This is a genomic window from Capilliphycus salinus ALCB114379 (assembly GCF_047276495.1).
GTDB lineage: Bacteria > Cyanobacteriota > Cyanobacteriia > Cyanobacteriales > Microcoleaceae > Capilliphycus > Capilliphycus salinus.
This window is the reverse complement of record NZ_CP178543.1, coordinates 3,834,098-3,851,799: the sequence shown is the minus strand read 5'-3', so window position 1 is coordinate 3,851,799 and position 17,702 is coordinate 3,834,098. Positions and strand designations below refer to the sequence as shown.

At 42.7% G+C, this 17,702-nt stretch carries 11 protein-coding genes; 6 read left to right on the top strand and 5 right to left on the bottom strand.

Annotated elements, in window-relative coordinates; genetic code table 11:
* Positions 1-142: 142 nt before the first annotated feature.
* The gene (gene purD / locus ACL6C3_RS15975) at positions 143-1,414 is read right to left on the bottom strand and encodes a phosphoribosylamine--glycine ligase (protein WP_413168226.1); all 1,272 of its coding nucleotides are present in this window, start codon (positions 1,412-1,414) and stop codon (positions 143-145) included.
* Between the two features lie 431 nt (positions 1,415-1,845).
* Between purD and ACL6C3_RS15970 the strand changes: the two genes are divergently transcribed.
* Together ACL6C3_RS15970 and ACL6C3_RS15965 are read left to right on the top strand one after the other, a co-directional pair.
* A complete protein-coding gene (locus tag ACL6C3_RS15970; protein WP_413168224.1) occupies positions 1,846-5,151 on the top strand; it encodes a GAF domain-containing protein in 3,306 nt (1,101 codons plus the stop codon).
* 330 nt (positions 5,152-5,481) lie between these two features.
* Entirely contained in the window at positions 5,482-5,862 is a 381-nt protein-coding gene (locus ACL6C3_RS15965; protein ID WP_413168223.1) for a hypothetical protein, read from the top strand.
* A 93-nt stretch (positions 5,863-5,955) separates the two neighbouring features.
* Here ACL6C3_RS15965 and ACL6C3_RS15960 read toward each other — a convergent pair whose 3' ends face one another.
* A complete protein-coding gene (locus tag ACL6C3_RS15960; protein WP_413168222.1) occupies positions 5,956-6,144 on the bottom strand; it encodes a hypothetical protein in 189 nt (62 codons plus the stop codon).
* A 344-nt stretch (positions 6,145-6,488) separates the two neighbouring features.
* Here ACL6C3_RS15960 and ACL6C3_RS15955 point away from each other — a divergent pair, with 344 nt between their 5' ends.
* A complete protein-coding gene (locus ACL6C3_RS15955) occupies positions 6,489-9,275 on the top strand; it encodes a CBS domain-containing protein (protein WP_413168221.1) in 2,787 nt (928 codons plus the stop codon).
* A 77-nt stretch (positions 9,276-9,352) separates the two neighbouring features.
* On the opposite strand, the gene ACL6C3_RS15950 is transcribed toward ACL6C3_RS15955, so the two are convergent.
* Positions 9,353-9,565 carry a hypothetical protein gene (locus ACL6C3_RS15950; RefSeq protein WP_413168220.1) on the bottom strand — a complete coding sequence of 71 codons (213 nt, stop codon included), beginning with the start codon at positions 9,563-9,565 and terminating at the stop codon, positions 9,353-9,355.
* 505 nt (positions 9,566-10,070) lie between these two features.
* Positions 10,071-11,492: an adenylate/guanylate cyclase domain-containing protein gene (locus ACL6C3_RS15945; protein ID WP_413168218.1), complete on the bottom strand. Its 1,422-nt coding sequence runs from the start codon at positions 11,490-11,492 to the stop codon at positions 10,071-10,073.
* Between the two features lie 301 nt (positions 11,493-11,793).
* On the opposite strand from ACL6C3_RS15945, the gene ACL6C3_RS15940 reads away from it, so the two are divergent.
* A complete protein-coding gene (locus tag ACL6C3_RS15940; protein ID WP_413168217.1) occupies positions 11,794-13,101 on the top strand; it encodes a pentapeptide repeat-containing protein in 1,308 nt (435 codons plus the stop codon).
* A 202-nt stretch (positions 13,102-13,303) separates the two neighbouring features.
* Here ACL6C3_RS15940 and ACL6C3_RS15935 read toward each other — a convergent pair whose 3' ends face one another.
* Positions 13,304-14,014 carry a TenA family protein gene (locus ACL6C3_RS15935; RefSeq protein ID WP_413168216.1) on the bottom strand — a complete coding sequence of 237 codons (711 nt, stop codon included), beginning with the start codon at positions 14,012-14,014 and terminating at the stop codon, positions 13,304-13,306.
* 98 nt (positions 14,015-14,112) lie between these two features.
* Between ACL6C3_RS15935 and ACL6C3_RS15930 the strand changes: the two genes are divergently transcribed.
* Positions 14,113-15,510, top strand: coding sequence for a DUF1800 domain-containing protein (locus tag ACL6C3_RS15930; protein ID WP_413168215.1), 1,398 nt, complete (start codon positions 14,113-14,115; stop codon positions 15,508-15,510).
* A 292-nt stretch (positions 15,511-15,802) separates the two neighbouring features.
* Positions 15,803-17,671: an ATP-binding protein gene (locus ACL6C3_RS15925; RefSeq protein ID WP_413168214.1), complete on the top strand. Its 1,869-nt coding sequence runs from the start codon at positions 15,803-15,805 to the stop codon at positions 17,669-17,671.
* Positions 17,672-17,702 lie beyond the last annotated feature (31 nt).

Sequence of the window (17,702 nt, the reverse complement as noted above, 5' to 3'; positions counted from 1 at the left end):
ATTTTTGAAGTTGGGACGGTTCAGCCAATCATAGGGTTAGTGTACCGAACTATTCCCTATCATGCCCACTGCCGATCTTAAGTTAAGTTTTGTTAAACTGCCATAATTATTTTACAATGCCGGACCAATTGTCGATTTTGTTCTAACCTTGGGCGAGACGAAAACCAATATCGCGCCGACAATACATTCCCTCAAACCCGATACAGTCTACGGCTTCATAGGTCAAAGCGATCGCGGCTTCAAAGGTCGAACCCACAGCAGTGACGCCCAAAACCCGCCCGCCATCGGTAATGACTTGATCGCCAGACAACTTCGTCCCGGCGTGAAAAACGGTTGCTCCTTTGGCAGTTGCTTGTTCAACTCCAGTAATAGCGTAACCTTTTTGATAAGATCCGGGATAGCCAGCAGAAGCCAAAACGACACAGACGGCAACTCCAGGCTTCCAGGATAAGGGCGGAAACTCGGCTAACCGTTGTTGACAGCAAGCCAGTATGACTTCATCGAGAGGCGTATCTAACAACGCCAAAACCGCTTGAGTTTCCGGATCGCCAAAGCGACAATTAAATTCTAAAACTTTGGGTTCGCCATCGGGGGTAATCATTAACCCGGCATAAATGACGCCTCGATAGTCAATTCCCCGCTTTTGCAAGGTAGCCAGGGTGGGTTCAAGGATTTCGGTTTGAATCCGTTGACTGAGAGAATCGGTTAAAATCGGTGTGGGAGCGTAGGCGCCCATTCCCCCCGTATTTGGGCCTGTATCGCCTTCGCCGATCGCTTTGTGATCTTGGGCGGGAATTAACGGACGAATGGTTTGACCGTCTGTGAGGGCGAGTACAGAGACTTCTTGACCGGTTAAGTATTCTTCAATGACAACGGTTTGATTTTCTCGGCCAAATTCGCCGGCAAAAATAGCATCAATTGCAGCATAGGCGATTTCTGGGCGATCGGCAATCGTCACCCCTTTTCCGGCGGCCAAACAGTCGGCTTTAATCACAATAGGCAGGGTTTGAATGTAGGCTTTCGCCGCCGCCGCGTCGGTAAAAACCGCAGTTTGGGCGGTGGGAATATTGGCCTGCTGCATTAACGCTTTGGCCCAAGCTTTACTGGCTTCGAGTTGCGCCCCGGCTTGGTTGGGGCCAAATACGGTCAGATTGTACTGCTGTAAATAATCCGTAATCCCCAAAGACAGCGGCACTTCCGGCCCCACAACGACCAGAGAAACGTTATACTTTTGGGCAATGCGTCTGATGCCCTCAAAGTCATCAACGGCGACGGGTTCATTATGGCAGCCTTTGAGGGTGGCGGTTCCTCCGTTTCCGGGGGTGCAGATCACCTGTTTGACATTGGGCGCGCGCAGTAAGGTCCAGGCGAGGGCGTGTTCGCGGCCTCCATTTCCAACAACTAAAACATTCACTGTTCGTAGGCTCGAGAATTTACCGATTGTAGTTTGATTATCTTATACGATACTGGGTAGATGGAATGTGCGAGTCAAGATCTCAAGAGTTTGATCACATTTGACCCGGAGGATGGAAAAATCAAACTGCAATTTGGGGATGTTAATCCGGTTTCGGTCAGGTTAAGAAACGTTAGAATCTAATCAGGTGGACTCCTGATTTCTGCATCTTACTGTTTTGTCGGAGTTGATGGGATTGTAGACGACAGATACTGGCGGGTTGAAAGCGTGGCGTCATTGGATTAAATTTAAAGCGATCGCGGGCGCTAAAGTTGTCTCTATCGATCAACGAAACATTCTAGAGTTCATCATGTTCGGGGAAGGTCTCAATTTAGTCTTTTTAGAAATTTGAGAGGTTGGGCGTGGAGATTTCAAAGGTACAAACACTACCAGTGAATTTAGAACACGATAGTGTGTTGCATCGCATTACCAATCGCATTCGACAATCGCTAAAGCTGACTGACATTTTAGCAGCAACGGCCGCAGAAGTTCGCTTACTGTTGGGAACGGATCGGGTGAAAATTTATAAGTTCCATCCCGATGGTAGCGGTCAGGTGGTTGCCGAATCGATTTTTAATAACCGTTTACCCTCGCTTTTGGGGTTGAATTTTCCGGTTGGAGATATTCCACCCGAAGCCCGAGAATTGTTTATTAAATCGCGAGTCCGATCTGTTACGAATACCGAAACTCGCGAAATTGGCCAGAGTCACTTTGAGGAACTCGATGATGGGACAACTCGCGGCGAAGATATTCGCTACCGTCCCCTCGATCCTTGTCATTTAGAATATCTAACGGCAATGGGGGTAAAATCTTCGGTTGTCGTCCCGATTATTAACCAAGATGAACTTTGGGGTTTGCTGGTTTCTCATCATAGTGAATCTCGCACGATTCCCGATGGCGAATTGCGACTTTTACAGACGGTTGTCGATCAGCTTTCGGTGGCGATTGTTCATTCAGAACTGTTGACTCAAGCTGAAGAAAGAGCGAATTTACAAGCTTGTATTAATCGAATTAATAGTTTTTTACATTCGAGCGTCAATATTGAGTTGCAACCCGCTTTAGAAGAAATCATTTCGACTTTGGAAGGGTCGGGCGGAAGGCTGTGTATTAAAGCAAATTTTTATAACATCAAAGATGGTACGGTTAAAAGTTTTCAAGACTGTCTGAAAAGTGGTAGCGTGCAGGTTTATACAAGCGGGACACAACCGCAAATTCCCGAACTGGCCCTCTATCCGCTGATGGAACAATATAGTGTTTGGCAAAACCATTATCAATCGGGAAATTACGATATTTGGGCGATTTCAGATATTTTTAAAAAAGATAAACTCAGAAATTTACAATCGGCTTTTTTTCAAACAAAAATACGCAGTTTATTGATGATTCCGCTCCATTATCGTCAGGAATTGCTCGGTTATTTGAGTGTTTTTCGCGAGGAAATGGAAACGGAAAAGCTCTGGGCGGGACGGGTTGAAAATGATAAAAGACAGCTTTATCCTCAGATTTCTTTTGAAGTTTGGCGGGATCAAAGACGAGTTGAACCCCCGAAATGGGCGGAGAATGAATTGGAATTAGCGCGATCGCTCGGAAATCAGTTTTCTTCGGCGATTTATCAATATCAAATGCGTCAACAGATGCAGGATATTAATGCGAGTTTAGAAGTCAAAGTTCAGGAACGAACCTTAAAATTAGAAGAAACAGCGAATAATCTTCGCACCGCCACCGAACAACAGCGAGTGCTGTTTGATGTGGTCACAAAGATGCGAAATTCACTCAATTTAGAGACGATTTTTCGCACCACAACCAAAGAGTTATGCAAATCTTTACAAACTGAACGAGTCTCCGTTTATCGCTTTAATAGTGACTGGGGGGGCGAATTTGTTGGGGATTATGAGTTTGTTGATTCCGAATGGTCTAATCTCCAAATTGGGGTAAATACGGTCTGGGATGACACCTATTTACAAGAAACGAAAGGCGGACGTTATCGCAATGGTGAAAGCTTTGTTGTCAATGATGTTGAACGGGCGGGTTTAACCCATTGTCATGTTGATATTCTCAATCAATTTCACATCAAAGCATTTGTGACGGCGCCGATTTTTGTCGGACAAAAGTTGTGGGGAATTTTGGCGGCTTATCAACACACTCATGTTCGTCAGTGGGAAACGTCAGAAGTTCAGTTTATTTCTCAAGTGGCGACTCAATTAGGAGTGGCGATTCAGCAAGCTCAACTGTTACTTCAAACTCGCAAACAAACCCTAAAACTCAGACAAGCCGCCATCGAAAGTCAACGAACTTTAAAACAACAACAAGTCTTGTTTGATGTCGTGACCAAAATGCGCGATTCTCTGAATATTCAGAAAATCTTTCAGACAACAACTCAAGAAGCGGGACGAGTCTTACAAGCGGATCGGGTGGTTGTTTATCGCTTTAAAGAAGACTGGAGCGGGGAATTTATTCACGATTATGAATTTGTGATTTCTCCCTGGGAAAGTTTGGTGAGTCTGGGGGTAACAAATTGGGCAGATACCTGTTTACAAGAAACGGAAGGGGGACGTTTTAAAGAAGGAAAAACCCTCTCGGTTAATGATATTTATAAGGTTCAACATTCCCAGTGTTATCTCGAAATGCTGGAGAAACTTAAGGTAAAAGCTTACTTGATTACTCCGATTTTTGTAGGGCGTAAACTCTGGGGTTTGTTAGTCGCTTATCATCATGCAAATACAAGGCGTTGGCAATCGTTAGAAGTGGGATTTTTCTCTCAGATTGCGGCTCAACTCGGGGTGGCAATTCAGCAAGCTAATTTATTAACAAAAACTCAAAATCAAACCGAACAGTTAACTCAAGCTTTGCACCAATTAAAGAAAACACAAACTCAGTTAATTCAAACCGAAAAAATGTCAAGTTTGGGTCAATTAGTTGCGGGTGTCGCCCATGAAATTAATAATCCGGTGAATTTTATTCATGGGAATCTTTCGCCAATTACAGAGTACGCGGATAATTTATTAACGTTGCTGTCTTTGTATCAAAAACAGAGTTGTCAAGCGGATTCAAAAATTGTTGAATATAGTCAAGATGTTGATATTGATTTTGTCGCCGAAGACTTGCCAAAAGTGATCGACTCGATGAAAATGGGGGTAGATCGAATTCGTCAAATTGTGCGATCGCTTCAAAATTTTTCTCGTCTCGATCAATCCGAAGTTCAAACGGTGAATATTCACGACGGAATTGATAGCACGTTAATGATTTTACAACATCGTTTAAAAGCCAGTGGAGAGTTAGCCGAGATTAAAGTCATTAAAGAATATGGTGATTTACCGCTAATTGAGTGTTATCCCGGACAATTAAATCAAGTGTTTATGAATCTTTTAAGCAATGCAATTGATGCGGTTAGAGATAAAAATAAACAAAAATCCATTCAAGAACAAAAAGACCATCCCGGTATCATTAAAATTTCTACAGAACTTCTGATTAATGAACGAGTGATTGTCCGCATTATTGATAATGGAATTGGGATGTCTGAAGCTGTTAAAAATAGAATTTTTGATTCTTTCTTCACCACCAAAGCGCTCGGAAAAGGAACGGGTTTGGGTTTATCAATTAGTTATCAAGTGGTTAAAGAACAGCACAAAGGTGAACTGAAATGTCATTCTGTTGTCGGAGAAGGAACAGAGTTTTCGATAGAAATTCCCATTCATCAGTGATAATTTATATTTGTACATTAACTTTACCCCCAACCCCTCTCCTACGAGGAGAAGGGAGTCATTAATCTCTGGAAATTTAAGGAGTCGGGTGGGTCAAACTGTTAATGTTTTTCTACAGAGGAAACCGTTGAAAATTTTATTATCATAGTAGGGTGGGTCAAACTGTTAATGTTTTTCTACAGAGGAAACCGTTGAAAATTTTATTATCATAGTAGGGTGGGTCAAACCATTAATGTTTTTCTACAGAGGAAACCGTTGAAAATTTGACCCACCCAACAGAGGAAAGCCTTGAGAATTTGACCCACCAAACGGTTAGAGGAACTTAAAAAAATGAGCCTAAACTATTGTAACACTTTCTGGCGATCGCTGATCATTTTTCCGATAATTGTATTAATCAATTTATCAGAAATTCCTAAAACTTTCGCTCAAAGTTTACCGAGTCCCCTTGAAACTGCGGTTATAGAAGCCGTTGAAAAACCGGGACTTACCACACCTGAAGTTACCAAAGTAACCATAGAAGGTTTATTTGGTTTGGCAACTTGGGTGATGGGAGAAGCGGGGGGAATGGTAGCGTTAATTAATAATGGGAGAAATTGGGAAGTTATCACTCTTCCCGGTGGTGTACCCGACGCCGAAGAATTGAGTCGTTTGTCGGGGATTCCCGTTGAGGTTTGTGAGAAATTATTATCTCAACATTTGGGAAAAAACTAAAAATATCAGAAACCGGGTTTCTCAACCAAGAAACCGGGTTTCTCAGGTCTTAATATTGAAGTCAGTTGAAACTGATTATAGAATCAATAAAATTTACTCCTCATCTATATCGGGAAAATTATCTGTAATGTCTGGCAATGTGGTTAACACCGAAAGCAGAGAACGGGGGGGATTGGGTTCAATTTCAAGTTCTTCGAGAATCATCGAAGCCATCGCATCTTGTTCGCTGGCGGATAAGGTTCTTAACTTAGCGATTCCCTCCGGGACGCTACGCGAACGCACGTTCAAGTAACTCGGTCATAGCTATTACAATTTAACAATGAAAATATCACATATCCATTATCGCTTATAATCCTACAAATAGAAAATGGGTGTTATTGTAACCTATCTACTCTTCTCCAACTATTATTGATGTAGATGTAGGTTGGGTTAAACGCCAGTTCAACCCAACAATAACAACCCTGTTAGGTTCAATCAATATCGGGTTTGTTGGGTTTTCTCAACCCAACCTACTTGATTTCTACTTGATTTAAAATTATATCATGTCTTCGGGTAGTTATAATTTGGCTCTAAAAGAACTAATATAGATAAAGTTCCTCCTGTCTAACGTCATTTTTTCTATTCCTATGCACCTAATTTTATGCCATACCACCGCAGATTTTGATGCTTTGGGCGCCGCTGTTGGACTGTCGCGTTTGTATCCGGGAAGTAAAATCGTTCTAACGGGCGGTTCTCATCCGGGAGTTCGAGATTTTTTAGCCTTACATCGAGATGAATTTCCCCTCATTGAACGGCGTTCTGTTAACCCCGAAAAGATTCGCTATTTGACTGTTGTTGATACCCAAAACCGCGAACGTTTGGGAAAAGCATCGGAATGGTTTGATTTACCGAATTTATATGAAATAACCGTCTGCGATCACCATCCCGATAGTGAGTTAAATATTCCCGCAACAACCACTCAAATCGAATTGGTTGGTTCGACAACAACTTTAGTGGTTGAAAAGCTAAAAGATGCCAAACAACACCGCCAAACCGAAGACACAAAATGGCTGTTAACCGCAGCAGAAGCAACGGTAATGGCGTTGGGAATTCATGTGGATACGGGTTCGTTAACCTTTGAAGGAAGCACGCCCAGAGATGCCTTAGCGTTGGCGTGGTTGATGGAAAATGGCGCGAGTTTGCAGGTGATCGCCGAATATATTGAACCGGGATTTTCAACGCAATTACAAGATTTATTAACGGTTGCTTTAGAACAGTTAAATCAAGTCACGGTTCGCGGTTATCAGGTGGCTTGGGTGTTACTCGAAACAGAAGATTATGTTCCGGGTTTATCGAGTTTGGCTTCTCAATTAATTGAAATAACAGAAAGCGATGCGTTATTGCTCGGAAATTGTCAGCAGAAGAAGAACAAAGAAACCGAACGTTTAACAATTATCGGACGTTCTCGCATCGAACAAACCAGCCTGAATCAATTGTTTAAACCTTTTGGCGGTGGAGGTCACGATCAGGCGGCTTCTGTAGTCATTAAAGATACGAATCCCCAAGAAAAATTAACGGAAATTGTCGAAGAATTTAAAGCACAAATTCCCCATCCTCCCACCGCTAAAGAGTTGATGTCTTCTCCGGTTAGAACTATTCGCCCAGAGACAACAATTGCTGAAGCACACCGGATTTTATTGCGCTACGGTCATTCGGGTTTATCGGTTGTAGACGAACAAGATCAATTAGTGGGAATTATTTCCAGGCGCGACCTCGATATTGCGCTGCATCACGGCTTTAGTCACGCTCCGGTTAAAGGGTATATGACGCCGCAATTAAAGACGATTAAACCCGATACAACCTTACCGGAAATTGAGTCTTTAATGGTGACATACGATATCGGACGTTTACCCGTTTTAGAAGGGAATAATTTGGTCGGAATTGTCACCAGAACCGATGTTTTAAGGCTGCTTCACCAACAACAACGACCGCAGAAAAAAGCGGGTAAAGGCTGCATTCCCGGTTCAACTTGTGATTCGATTCAAGAGCTACTTGAACAGCGTTTGGCGCCGCCATTATTAGAACTTTTGAACCGGCTGGCGGAACTCACCCAAGAACGGGGTTGGCAACTTTATTTAGTCGGGGGAGCGGTGCGGGATTTGTTGTTAGCTGACCCGGAAAAAACGCTGTTGTTGACGGATATTGATTTGGTGGTTGATGGCTGTCATCAAAGTTATAACGCCGTAGAAAATAACCAACAAAACGATAAAAATCCCCCCGCAGTTGAATTGGCTTCTGCGTTACAAAAAACTTATTCAAACGCTCGTTTGGACGTTCACGGACAGTTTCAAACGGCTGCTTTATTATGGCATAATGACCCGGTTTTAGATTCGCTGTGGATTGATATTGCTACGGCGAGAACGGAATTTTATCCCTATCCCGCAGCTAACCCGGAAGTTGAAGCGAGTTCTATTCGTCAAGATTTGTACCGACGGGATTTTACAATTAATGCTTTGGCGTTGCGTCTAACTGAACCCTATCAGGGCGAACTCTTAGACTTTTTTGGGGGAATGAATGATTTACAAAATCGCCAAATTCGTGTTTTACACGCCAACAGTTTTATTGAAGACCCAACCCGAATTTATCGCGCGGTTCGGTTTGCGGTGCGGTTGGGATTTGAACTAGAATTTCAAACCAAAGATTATATTCATTATGCCATCAATAGCGGGATTTATGAGAAAGTTCAATCGGAAAATTACTCGACTCAACAGCGGGTTCCGGCTCTGGAAACTCGGCTGAAAAGTGAGTTAAAATATATTTTGCAAGCGCCTTACTGGAAACCCGCTTTACAACTTTTGGGAGAATTAAAAGCATTGCGCTGTATTCACCCGACCTTAGAATTGAATCAGGAGTTGTGGCGACAAATTCGATTAGTAGATCGGGGTTTAATTCGTTTTGATCCAGAAAAAACGTTAACCCATTGGCAGGTACGGTTAGAGGTTTTAATTGCTCATTTGGCACCCGAATATCGGGGCGATGTGGCGGATACGTTGCAATTTACTCTAGACAGCATCGAACGACTTCAACAGCTAGAATCTGCTAAAGCCGATGTGATGAAACGGATGCCAGAATGCCAATTAGCCAGTCAATTTTATCGACTGTTAGCACCTTATGATTTGCCAATGTTGATTTTAATCGCAGTTCAAAGTCCGCGATGGGTTCGACGTCGAATTTGGCAGTATTTAACCCATTGGTGGACCGTCAAACCGTTGCTGAATGGCAATGATTTGAAACAATTAGGGTATAAACCCAGTCCGAAATTTAAGCAGATGCTCGATGATTTGTTGGTTGCAACACTAGATAAACAGATATGCGATCGCAAGTCCGCAGAAGCCTTTATTAAGGCAAAATATTCGTTGCCAGGGGACTGTTAAGCCTGGTATGCTCGGGTTGGCATCCCACACAATATTGGTGTTGGGTTGTGCCGAAAAACCGGATATTTTTCCCCAATTTAGTTGTGACCATAGGGGTCGCGGCATCCCAAGTATGTGACATCGAAGCTTTCTCCAGAGTCAGCAGCTTCGCTTTCTAGGTTGGATAGCATTTGTTCGCGGCTGAGGCGAGCATTTTGACGGGTGGTGCCGCCTGTGCTGCCGTTTGTCCAACCACCGTCACCAACTTTGTACTTGTAGCCACAAGTGATATCTTGTCCGGTTGTACCCATTGCTTGAGCAGGCAGACCGATGTTTAGTCCGACGAAAGCAACTGTGATGAAGCCTACAAGCTTTTTCATCCAAACCTCCTACTATACAGTGTTCTTGTCTGGCTCTTATTATTACTTTATGCCTTCTTCCACTTTTGTTCAGTATCTATATTCACGGATTTAAAAAAATAAAAATGCTATCCTAATAACAAGCCTCGAAACTCAATTTTGCTTTCTATTTTCCCTCGCGAAAGTGTTTGTTTTTCCTTTTTATAAAGAAAAAATTAAGCCAAATTAATCCGATTGTCAAGTCTTCAAGCCAACTTGATTTTCAATTAAAAAATTGCTCAATGTCGGGTGTCGGGTTTGTAGGGGTGGGTTCTGTAAAAATGTATGTTTTCCTACAGACAACTGATATAAACCCGCCCCAGTTTTGTAGTCGTGTGAGGTACAAGCCAAAAACCCGGTAACTCTTACGAAACCGGGTTTTTTAGTCTAAAATTCATCATTGATAATTCATCATTCATCATTCAACAGCAGCAGGTTGGCGACTTTTCAGCCAATAGGTGATCATTTCACCCCGCCCCTTAACTTTAACAATGCCCCGTTTTTCCAAAATATATTTGTGCTTTAATAATTCATAGGTGCTGGCGCTGACCTGAATTTCGCCAACTTTCCCGTGAGATTCCATCCGGCTGGCAATATTAACAGCATCACCCCAAAGATCGTAGGAAAACTTCTTTAACCCGATCACACCCGCCACAACTGGCCCGGTATTAATACCGATGCGGATATTGAGAATTTGATTATCTTCTCGTTTAAATTGATAAATTTCTTGCTGCATATCCAACGCCATTTCAGCGATCGCCAAAGCGTGATCTTCTCTAGGTTTGGGTAGTCCTCCAACAACCATGTAAGCATCTCCGATAGTTTTAATTTTTTCTAACCCGTGTCGTTCCGCCAAGCGATCAAAACTGGAAAAAATTTGATTGAGTAAACTCACTAATTCCGTCGGGGAAATTTGAGACGCGAGTCCGGTAAAATCGGTAATATCAGCAAATAAAATGGTCGCCTGTTCAAAGCGATCGGCAATTAAACCCGGTTCTTTTTTAAGCTGTTCGGCAATAGTTTGTGGTAAAATATTGAGTAAAAGCTGTTCTGATTTTTCCTTTTCCACTCGCAAAGCGGCTTCTGCTTGTTGGCGTTCGGTAATGGCTTGATGAATTTGAGTAAACATTTCCATAAAAGCGGAAATCACCTCTCCTAACTCATCATGGCGTTGCAGAGAAGTCGAATAAAATTTGGGAGGTTCTTGATTTTGAGAAATAGATTTTCCCGCTTGAATTAAATCCTGTCTCAGATTTAAAATGGGAGTGATCACCATTTTCTCTAAAACAATCATCGTCCCGATCACAACAAAAATAGAAATAATTAAAACTAAGCCGGCAATTCTAACAATAAACAGCCGAACTTCTTGCATGATTTCATCGGCATCGTGGCGAATAACCACCAAATAATCATCTTTTAAAGATTGAAGATTACAAGCACTATCATAGCGGTCGCCCGATGGAGTTCTCAGATAAATATCTTGACCAAGTTTCGCTTGCTCAAAAGACAGTTGAGGCATTTCCCCAAAATCACCGATAAGTTTTCCCTCGGGAAGTTTGTAAACCGCACCCCCTTTCACGCTGGTATCAAGCTCATTGAGATTAATTAATTGTTGTAAAAGTTCGGCTTCGGACTGATAGGGATAAGTCGCAATAATCCAGGCAACCTTACCGGAAGAAACTTCGGCAAGTTGTTCTAAAAGTTCCTGTTTCCGACGATAAACAGAAGGAACTAAAATAATTAACTCAATCAAGAAAATACTGGCTAAAATCCAAACCGAAATCCGCTTAGATAAACCAGCATTTAAAAATCTAAGCAATAGCCTTAAACGAGATGACATGACGACCGTCCCCTGTTCAGGTTAAAGAGAAATAAGATTAAAATAGAACTGAACTGAAAAAACAGAAGCTTTTTCCCTGATTAATAAGCTTTTGAGATTGGGCCTCTGTACTAAACCCTGGAATTCATGCCACAATCAGACCCAAAGGCGATCAGGGGTTTCACACTCTCAAGTTCGAGCTTAACACAAACGCCCCCAGGCGATCGCTTGCTCTAGTCAGGTTCCGATGAGTTTAGGTACAATCAACAGAAGGATGGCATCAACTGAAAGAATCGCCATTTAAACCCAGTTTGTAGAACCCATGACCGAGCAACCCAACTCATCTCAACCCAACCCGAGAGAATCTAATGGTACTGGAGACAGTCCCAATGGCTTCTCGACAAATAATGGATTAATGGTCAATTCAGAGGAGACGTCGGCCATGATCGCCAGCGGCGAGTTTGAACAGGCGGTAGCCGCATCCGCCAGTCGATATACACTCACCGGAGAATTAGAAGCTAAATCCCCAAGCAACTTTCTGGCGTCTGTGATTACTTTAGCTGCCGTTGCGGTGATGATTTTGGGGTTGGCACTCGATAACGTTTGGGTGGGATATCTCTGCGCTTTCGTAGCTTTATTTGCCTCCCTGCGGATGATTTGGCCGAGTTGGGGAAATGTTTGGACTTCCCTCATTCCCCCCGTGTGGCGAAGTTTGATTATTGCCAGCTTTGGGATTTTAGCCGCGATCGCCGGGTTGTTGATGTTGAGCGGTTCCAACAAAGATTTTGGCAGTCGCAATATAGTAATTAATTGGGATGCGATCGGTGCGTTAGGGGAACTGATCGGGGCGTTGGGTCAGATTTTAATTGCGATTTTGGCGGTATATGTGGCGTGGCGTCAATATGTGATTTCCAGAGATTTAACCATCCAACAAAACCTGATTACCCAACAGCAAACCATTGATGCTTACTTTCAAGGGGTTTCTGAATTGGCCTTGGGAGAACAGGGTCTTCTCGAAGATTGGCCTCAAGAACGGGTAATTGCAGAAGGACGAACGGCGGCGATAATTCGCAGTGTGAATGCTGAAGGAAAAGCAAAGATTTTGCGGTTTCTCTCCCAAGCTAAACTGATTACACCGCTTAAACGCGATCGCCATTTGGGTCGGCCCATTCTTGATGGTCATGGGAGTTACGCCGAAGATCGTTTGGAAGGAATTCGGGTGATAGACTTGGGTGCAATGTTGGCCTGTGCCGATTTAGCCGGAACTGATTTACGTCGAACCGACTTAGCAGAAGCGAATTTAGTCAAAACCGATCTCAGTCGTTGCGATTTGGTCCGGGCGAATTTATCCCGTGCTATCCTCTATGAAGCCAATCTTTCTGGGGCGATTCTTCGAGCGACAAAGTTATTTTACGGTTCGGCGGAAACGGCAACTCCCCGCAGTCGCACCAAAATGCCGAACTACAACACCGGTGAGTATACCGGAGCGGTGATTGAAAACGCTAATTTTACCGGGGTTGACGGTCTATCTGATGAAAACCGCTACTATTGTTGTGCTTGGTGTGGTGAGCAGTCCAGAAAAACCATTCCCGGTGGTTGTGAAGGCATTCCCAACAAATTGGGACGGTAAAACAGGTTTCAGGTGTCGGGTGTCGGGTGTCGGGTTTGTAGGGGCGGGTTCTGAAAAATCTCTGTTTCCTACAAACAACTGACCATTACCCGCCCCGGTCTCAGGTGTGGTGTCGGGGCGGGTTGATATAGATTTATTCCTATTATCAACAACCTGAGTGAACCCGCCCCTACAAAACTTTTGCCACATGAACTCTTGCCTTTTAACTGGTGACTGGTGACTGGTGAGGCAGTGCGGTCTTGGTGGTTTCCATCAAGGAGCAACTGCCGAACCCGTAAGGGTGACTGGTGACTGGTTCTTGTTCCCAGGCGGACTGAAAAAATTCGTGTTCGCATAACATGGCGTAGCGGTACAGGGAATGGGCTTGGGGTTCGTCTACAATGTAGCGGTTGCTGAGATCTTCGAGTTGTTGAGCGAGTTGTTCAAAATCGTCGCTGCTATAGGTTTTGATCCAGTCGCTGTATTGATGATTGGGAATTTCCGGTTCAGCGAGTTTTTGACCTAAAAAAGCATACAATCTCATACAAGGAGTCATAGCCGCCGCGATCGCACCGATATCTCGACTCCAAGCCGTAGCTAATAAAAATTCGGTATAGCGACGGGTGGCGACTCCGGGTTGAGTTGTTTGTAAGTCAATTTCCCAAATCTGGGCATAATTTTGATGGAGTTGTAGTTCTTCTAAAACTCCGTTGGTGAGATCGTGAAATAGGTTAAAGCCTTCCCAGTCGGGAGCTTTGGCGGAGGCAATGCTGTAGGCTCTCGCAAAGGCTCTGAGAAAAAAGGCATCCTGTCCGACATAAAACACAAAGCAACCGCGTGGCAAAGTTCCCTGAGCAATACCTTCGACAAAGGGATGTTCAAGACAAGCAATACTCAGGTCTTGGTTGGCTTGCCACAAATCGCTCGATATCATAGAAGTAGAAGGTTTTCTGACACTTCATTGATTAGTTTATCTTAAAATCCGGGCTGTATCTACCCTTAATTTTAAACGCTCTCACACTGACAACCTTTATGAAGGATACTCGCATTTTTCATACCATTAATCGCCTTACTTTTGGATCTACCCCCGGACTGATTCAACAGGTGAAAAAGATCGGGGAGGAGGCTTATATTCAATCTCAACTGACACCCGCATCTATAGCCACTCCAGATAGTTTAACGAATCAACTGCAAAGTTTGGATACTTTAAATTTAACACCCGGTCAACTTTATAAGCAACAGCATCGCTTGAACGAAGAAGCGAAACAACTCAAGTTGGATGCAAAAACCAAGCAGAAAATTAGAGGAGATTTTGAGCAAAAAATTCGCTCTCAAGCCGAAAAAGCCCGTTTGCTCCGAGCTTATGAAAGTCCCCGACAGCTTGAAGAAGTGATGGTCGATTTCTGGTATAATCACTTTAATGTTAATGCCTTACAAGGAGGACAAATTCGCCTCTATTTTAGTGCCTATGAACAGCAGGCAATTCGGCCTCATGTTTTGGGTAAATTTCGCCGACTTTTGGGTGCCACGGCCAAGCATCCGGCGATGTTAATTTATCTGGATAATTGGCAAAATACAGCCCCCGGAAGTCCCCAAGCGAAGGGAAGATTTAAAGGACTCAATGAAAATTATGCACGGGAGTTGTTAGAACTTCATACTTTGGGAGTAGATGGGGGATATTCTCAAGCTGATATTATTAGTTTAGCCCGGATTTTCACCGGTTGGGGAGTTCCTCGTCCATCAGGGAAACGCATCGAAGACGAAGATGGTTTTTACTTTGAAAGCGATCGCCATGATTTTGAGGATAAAGTCTTTTTGGGTCATCAAATCAAAGGCAGAGGCATAGAAGAAGGAGAGGAAGCTTTAGATATTTTAGCCCGTCATCCTTCTACGGCTCGATATATTAGCTATAAATTAGCTCGAGAGTTTGTGGTGGATAATCCCCCAGAATCTTTAATCAAAAAAATGGCTGATAAATTCTTAGAAACCGAGGGAGAAATTCGTTTGGTTCTCAAGACTTTGTTTAGCAGTTCGGAATTTTGGAACCCTGACGTTTATCAGGGCAAATTTAAAACACCTTATCGTTATATTGTATCGGTTATGCGGGCGGTGGGTGAGGTGAGTAATTTTAACTCGGCGACGGGTTTACTGAGACAGTTGGGAATGCCTTTGTACGGGTGTCCTTCGCCGGATGGGTATAAAAATACTCAGGATGCTTGGTTAAACCCCGATACCATGATTCGTCGGAGTAGTTTAGCGGTACAGCTTTCTAAAGGTCTATTTCAGGATAGAAAACCGGTAGATTCTCAAAAATTAATTGAAACTTTGGGTGATAATTTTTCGGAAAACACCCGAGAAGTCATTAATAAAAGTTCGCCGGATCTGAAAGCGGCTTTGATTTTGGGAAGTCCAGATTTTATGAAGTATTAACACCTAAAATTCCTCACAGCCAAAGCTTTTCCAGGGTGTTCATTGGGCTGTGTTTTCCTCCCAAATTCACAAAAATATCAACATTTACTGTTGTTTTTAGTCTTCATTTGATCTTGATCAATTCATCCAAATTTTCAGGCTCGTGAATTTTTCGTGAAATTATCTTGAAAAAAACTTTTTATTCTGATAAAATTAACAAGAGTCAGAGATAAAATCTGACTATATTACTTTTCAAGGCATTCATTTACTTTCCAGTCCACCTCCGTTCAACTTTTATTCACTTTCCTGTCAAATGTGGCAAATTTTAGAGACTATCTTTTCGCCGAAACAGTATATGCCGCATGGCTCATGCTATTTGTGGCAAACACCGTTAATTGGGTTGCACGTCATTAGTGATTTATTGATTGCGATTGCCTATTTTTCCATTCCGGCAATGCTGATTTATTTCATACATCAAAGGCGAGATGTTCCGTTTAATAAAGTCTTCATTTTGTTTAGTTTATTTATTATTTCCTGCGGCGTAGGTCATCTCCTCGATATTTGGACACTTTGGCATCCCGCTTATTGGTTAGCAGGATTAGAACGGGCTTTTACGGCTCTTATTTCTTGCTATACCGCCTTAGAGTTAATGGTATTATTGCCTCAATTTTTATCTTTAAAAACCCCGGAAGAACTGGCAGTTGTAGAAGCAGCCAACCATTCTAAAAGTCTATTTCTTGCCCATATGAGCCATGAACTGCGGACGCCGCTGAACGCAATTTTGGGCTTTACTGAATTAATGTCTCGCGATGCCAGCCTATCCGTTAAACATCACAAATATGTTGAGATTATTAACCGTTCCGGGGAACATTTGTTGGGTTTAATTAATGATGTTTTAGAAATGTCAAAAATCGAAGCCGGAAAAACCCAACTCCGAGAAAATGACTTTTATCTCAATAGCCTGATTCAAACTTTGGAAGAATTGTTACGCTTAAAAGCTGAATCCAAAGGCTTAAAATTAGTAGTGGAAAAAGATCCTCAAGTTCCCTCCAATATTCACGGTGATGAAAGCAAACTGCGTCAGGTTTTAATTAATCTGGTGAGTAACGCAATTAAATTTACCGAAAAAGGAAGCGTCACGCTGCGAATTAAAACCGATAATTTCAAAGAACAAAATACTTTAATTTTTGAAGTCGAAGATACTGGCTCGGGCATTGCTCCCGCCGAACAAAATAAATTATTTGAAGCATTTAGTCAAACAGAAACCGGAATCAAATCGGGTCAAGGAACGGGTTTGGGTTTGCCGATCAGTCAAAAATTTGTGCAGTTAATGGGTGGAGAAATTACCGTTAAAAGCGAACTGAATAAAGGAACTAAATTTTCATTCAAGATTCCGATCAAGATTTGTAAAAATAGTCAAATTGAAATTACTCCGACTTCGGAGAACATCGCTGAAGTGGCTTTAAATCAATCCAAGTATCGTATTTTGATTGTTGATGACGACCCGAAAAATTGTTTACTTTTAAGGAACATTTTGGGTTCAATCGGCTTTGAAATCCGAGAAGCTTCCAATGGTGAAGAAGCAGTAGAAATTTTCTCGTCTTGGAAACCCAACCTAATTTTTATGGATATGAAAATGCCGGTGATGGATGGTTATACCGCCACCCAAAAGATTCGAGTTTCTCCGCAAGGTGAAGACACCGTAATTATCGCTTTAACGGCTCAGGCTTTTGAAGAAGATCGACAATATATTCTTTCAATTGGATGCGATGATTTCATCCGCAAACCGTTTCAGCAACAAGACATACTCGCCGCAATTAGCCGACATTTACAGGATGAATATTATTGCTATAAAGAAGACTCCTCAACCCCCCCTGAAAATAACAACGGCCATGACGAAACTCAACAGTTAGACTCTCTGCTTGACCTCCACGACCTGGAAGTAATGCCGAGAGAATGGGTTGAGCAACTTTCTGAATCTGCCGCCCAGTGTAGCGATTTTTTGATTTTACAATTGATCGAACAAATTCCGAGCCAACATTCTCATTTGGCTAAAGCTTTAATTCAAATTGTCGATGAATTTCGCTATGATAAAATTTTTGAATTCACTCAACGTATCATTAACAACCCCACTTGCAAAAATAAACCCCAACCCCGCCAGCAATGTCAGGGAAAATGTTAAACATCGGTTGTCTAGTTTAAAATAAGAGGAG

Coding starts and splice junctions, on each gene's coding strand:
- ACL6C3_RS15925 (WP_413168214.1), top strand. CDS start 15,803: ATGTGGCAAATTTTAGAGACTATCTTTTCGCCGAAACAGTATATGCCG.
- ACL6C3_RS15950 (WP_413168220.1), bottom strand. CDS start 9,565: ATGGGTACAACCGGACAAGATATCACTTGTGGCTACAAGTACAAAGTT.
- ACL6C3_RS15945 (WP_413168218.1), bottom strand. CDS start 11,492: ATGTCATCTCGTTTAAGGCTATTGCTTAGATTTTTAAATGCTGGTTTA.
- ACL6C3_RS15965 (WP_413168223.1), top strand. CDS start 5,482: ATGAGCCTAAACTATTGTAACACTTTCTGGCGATCGCTGATCATTTTT.
- ACL6C3_RS15935 (WP_413168216.1), bottom strand. CDS start 14,014: ATGATATCGAGCGATTTGTGGCAAGCCAACCAAGACCTGAGTATTGCT.
- ACL6C3_RS15940 (WP_413168217.1), top strand. CDS start 11,794: ATGACCGAGCAACCCAACTCATCTCAACCCAACCCGAGAGAATCTAAT.
- ACL6C3_RS15930 (WP_413168215.1), top strand. CDS start 14,113: ATGAAGGATACTCGCATTTTTCATACCATTAATCGCCTTACTTTTGGA.
- ACL6C3_RS15955 (WP_413168221.1), top strand. CDS start 6,489: ATGCACCTAATTTTATGCCATACCACCGCAGATTTTGATGCTTTGGGC.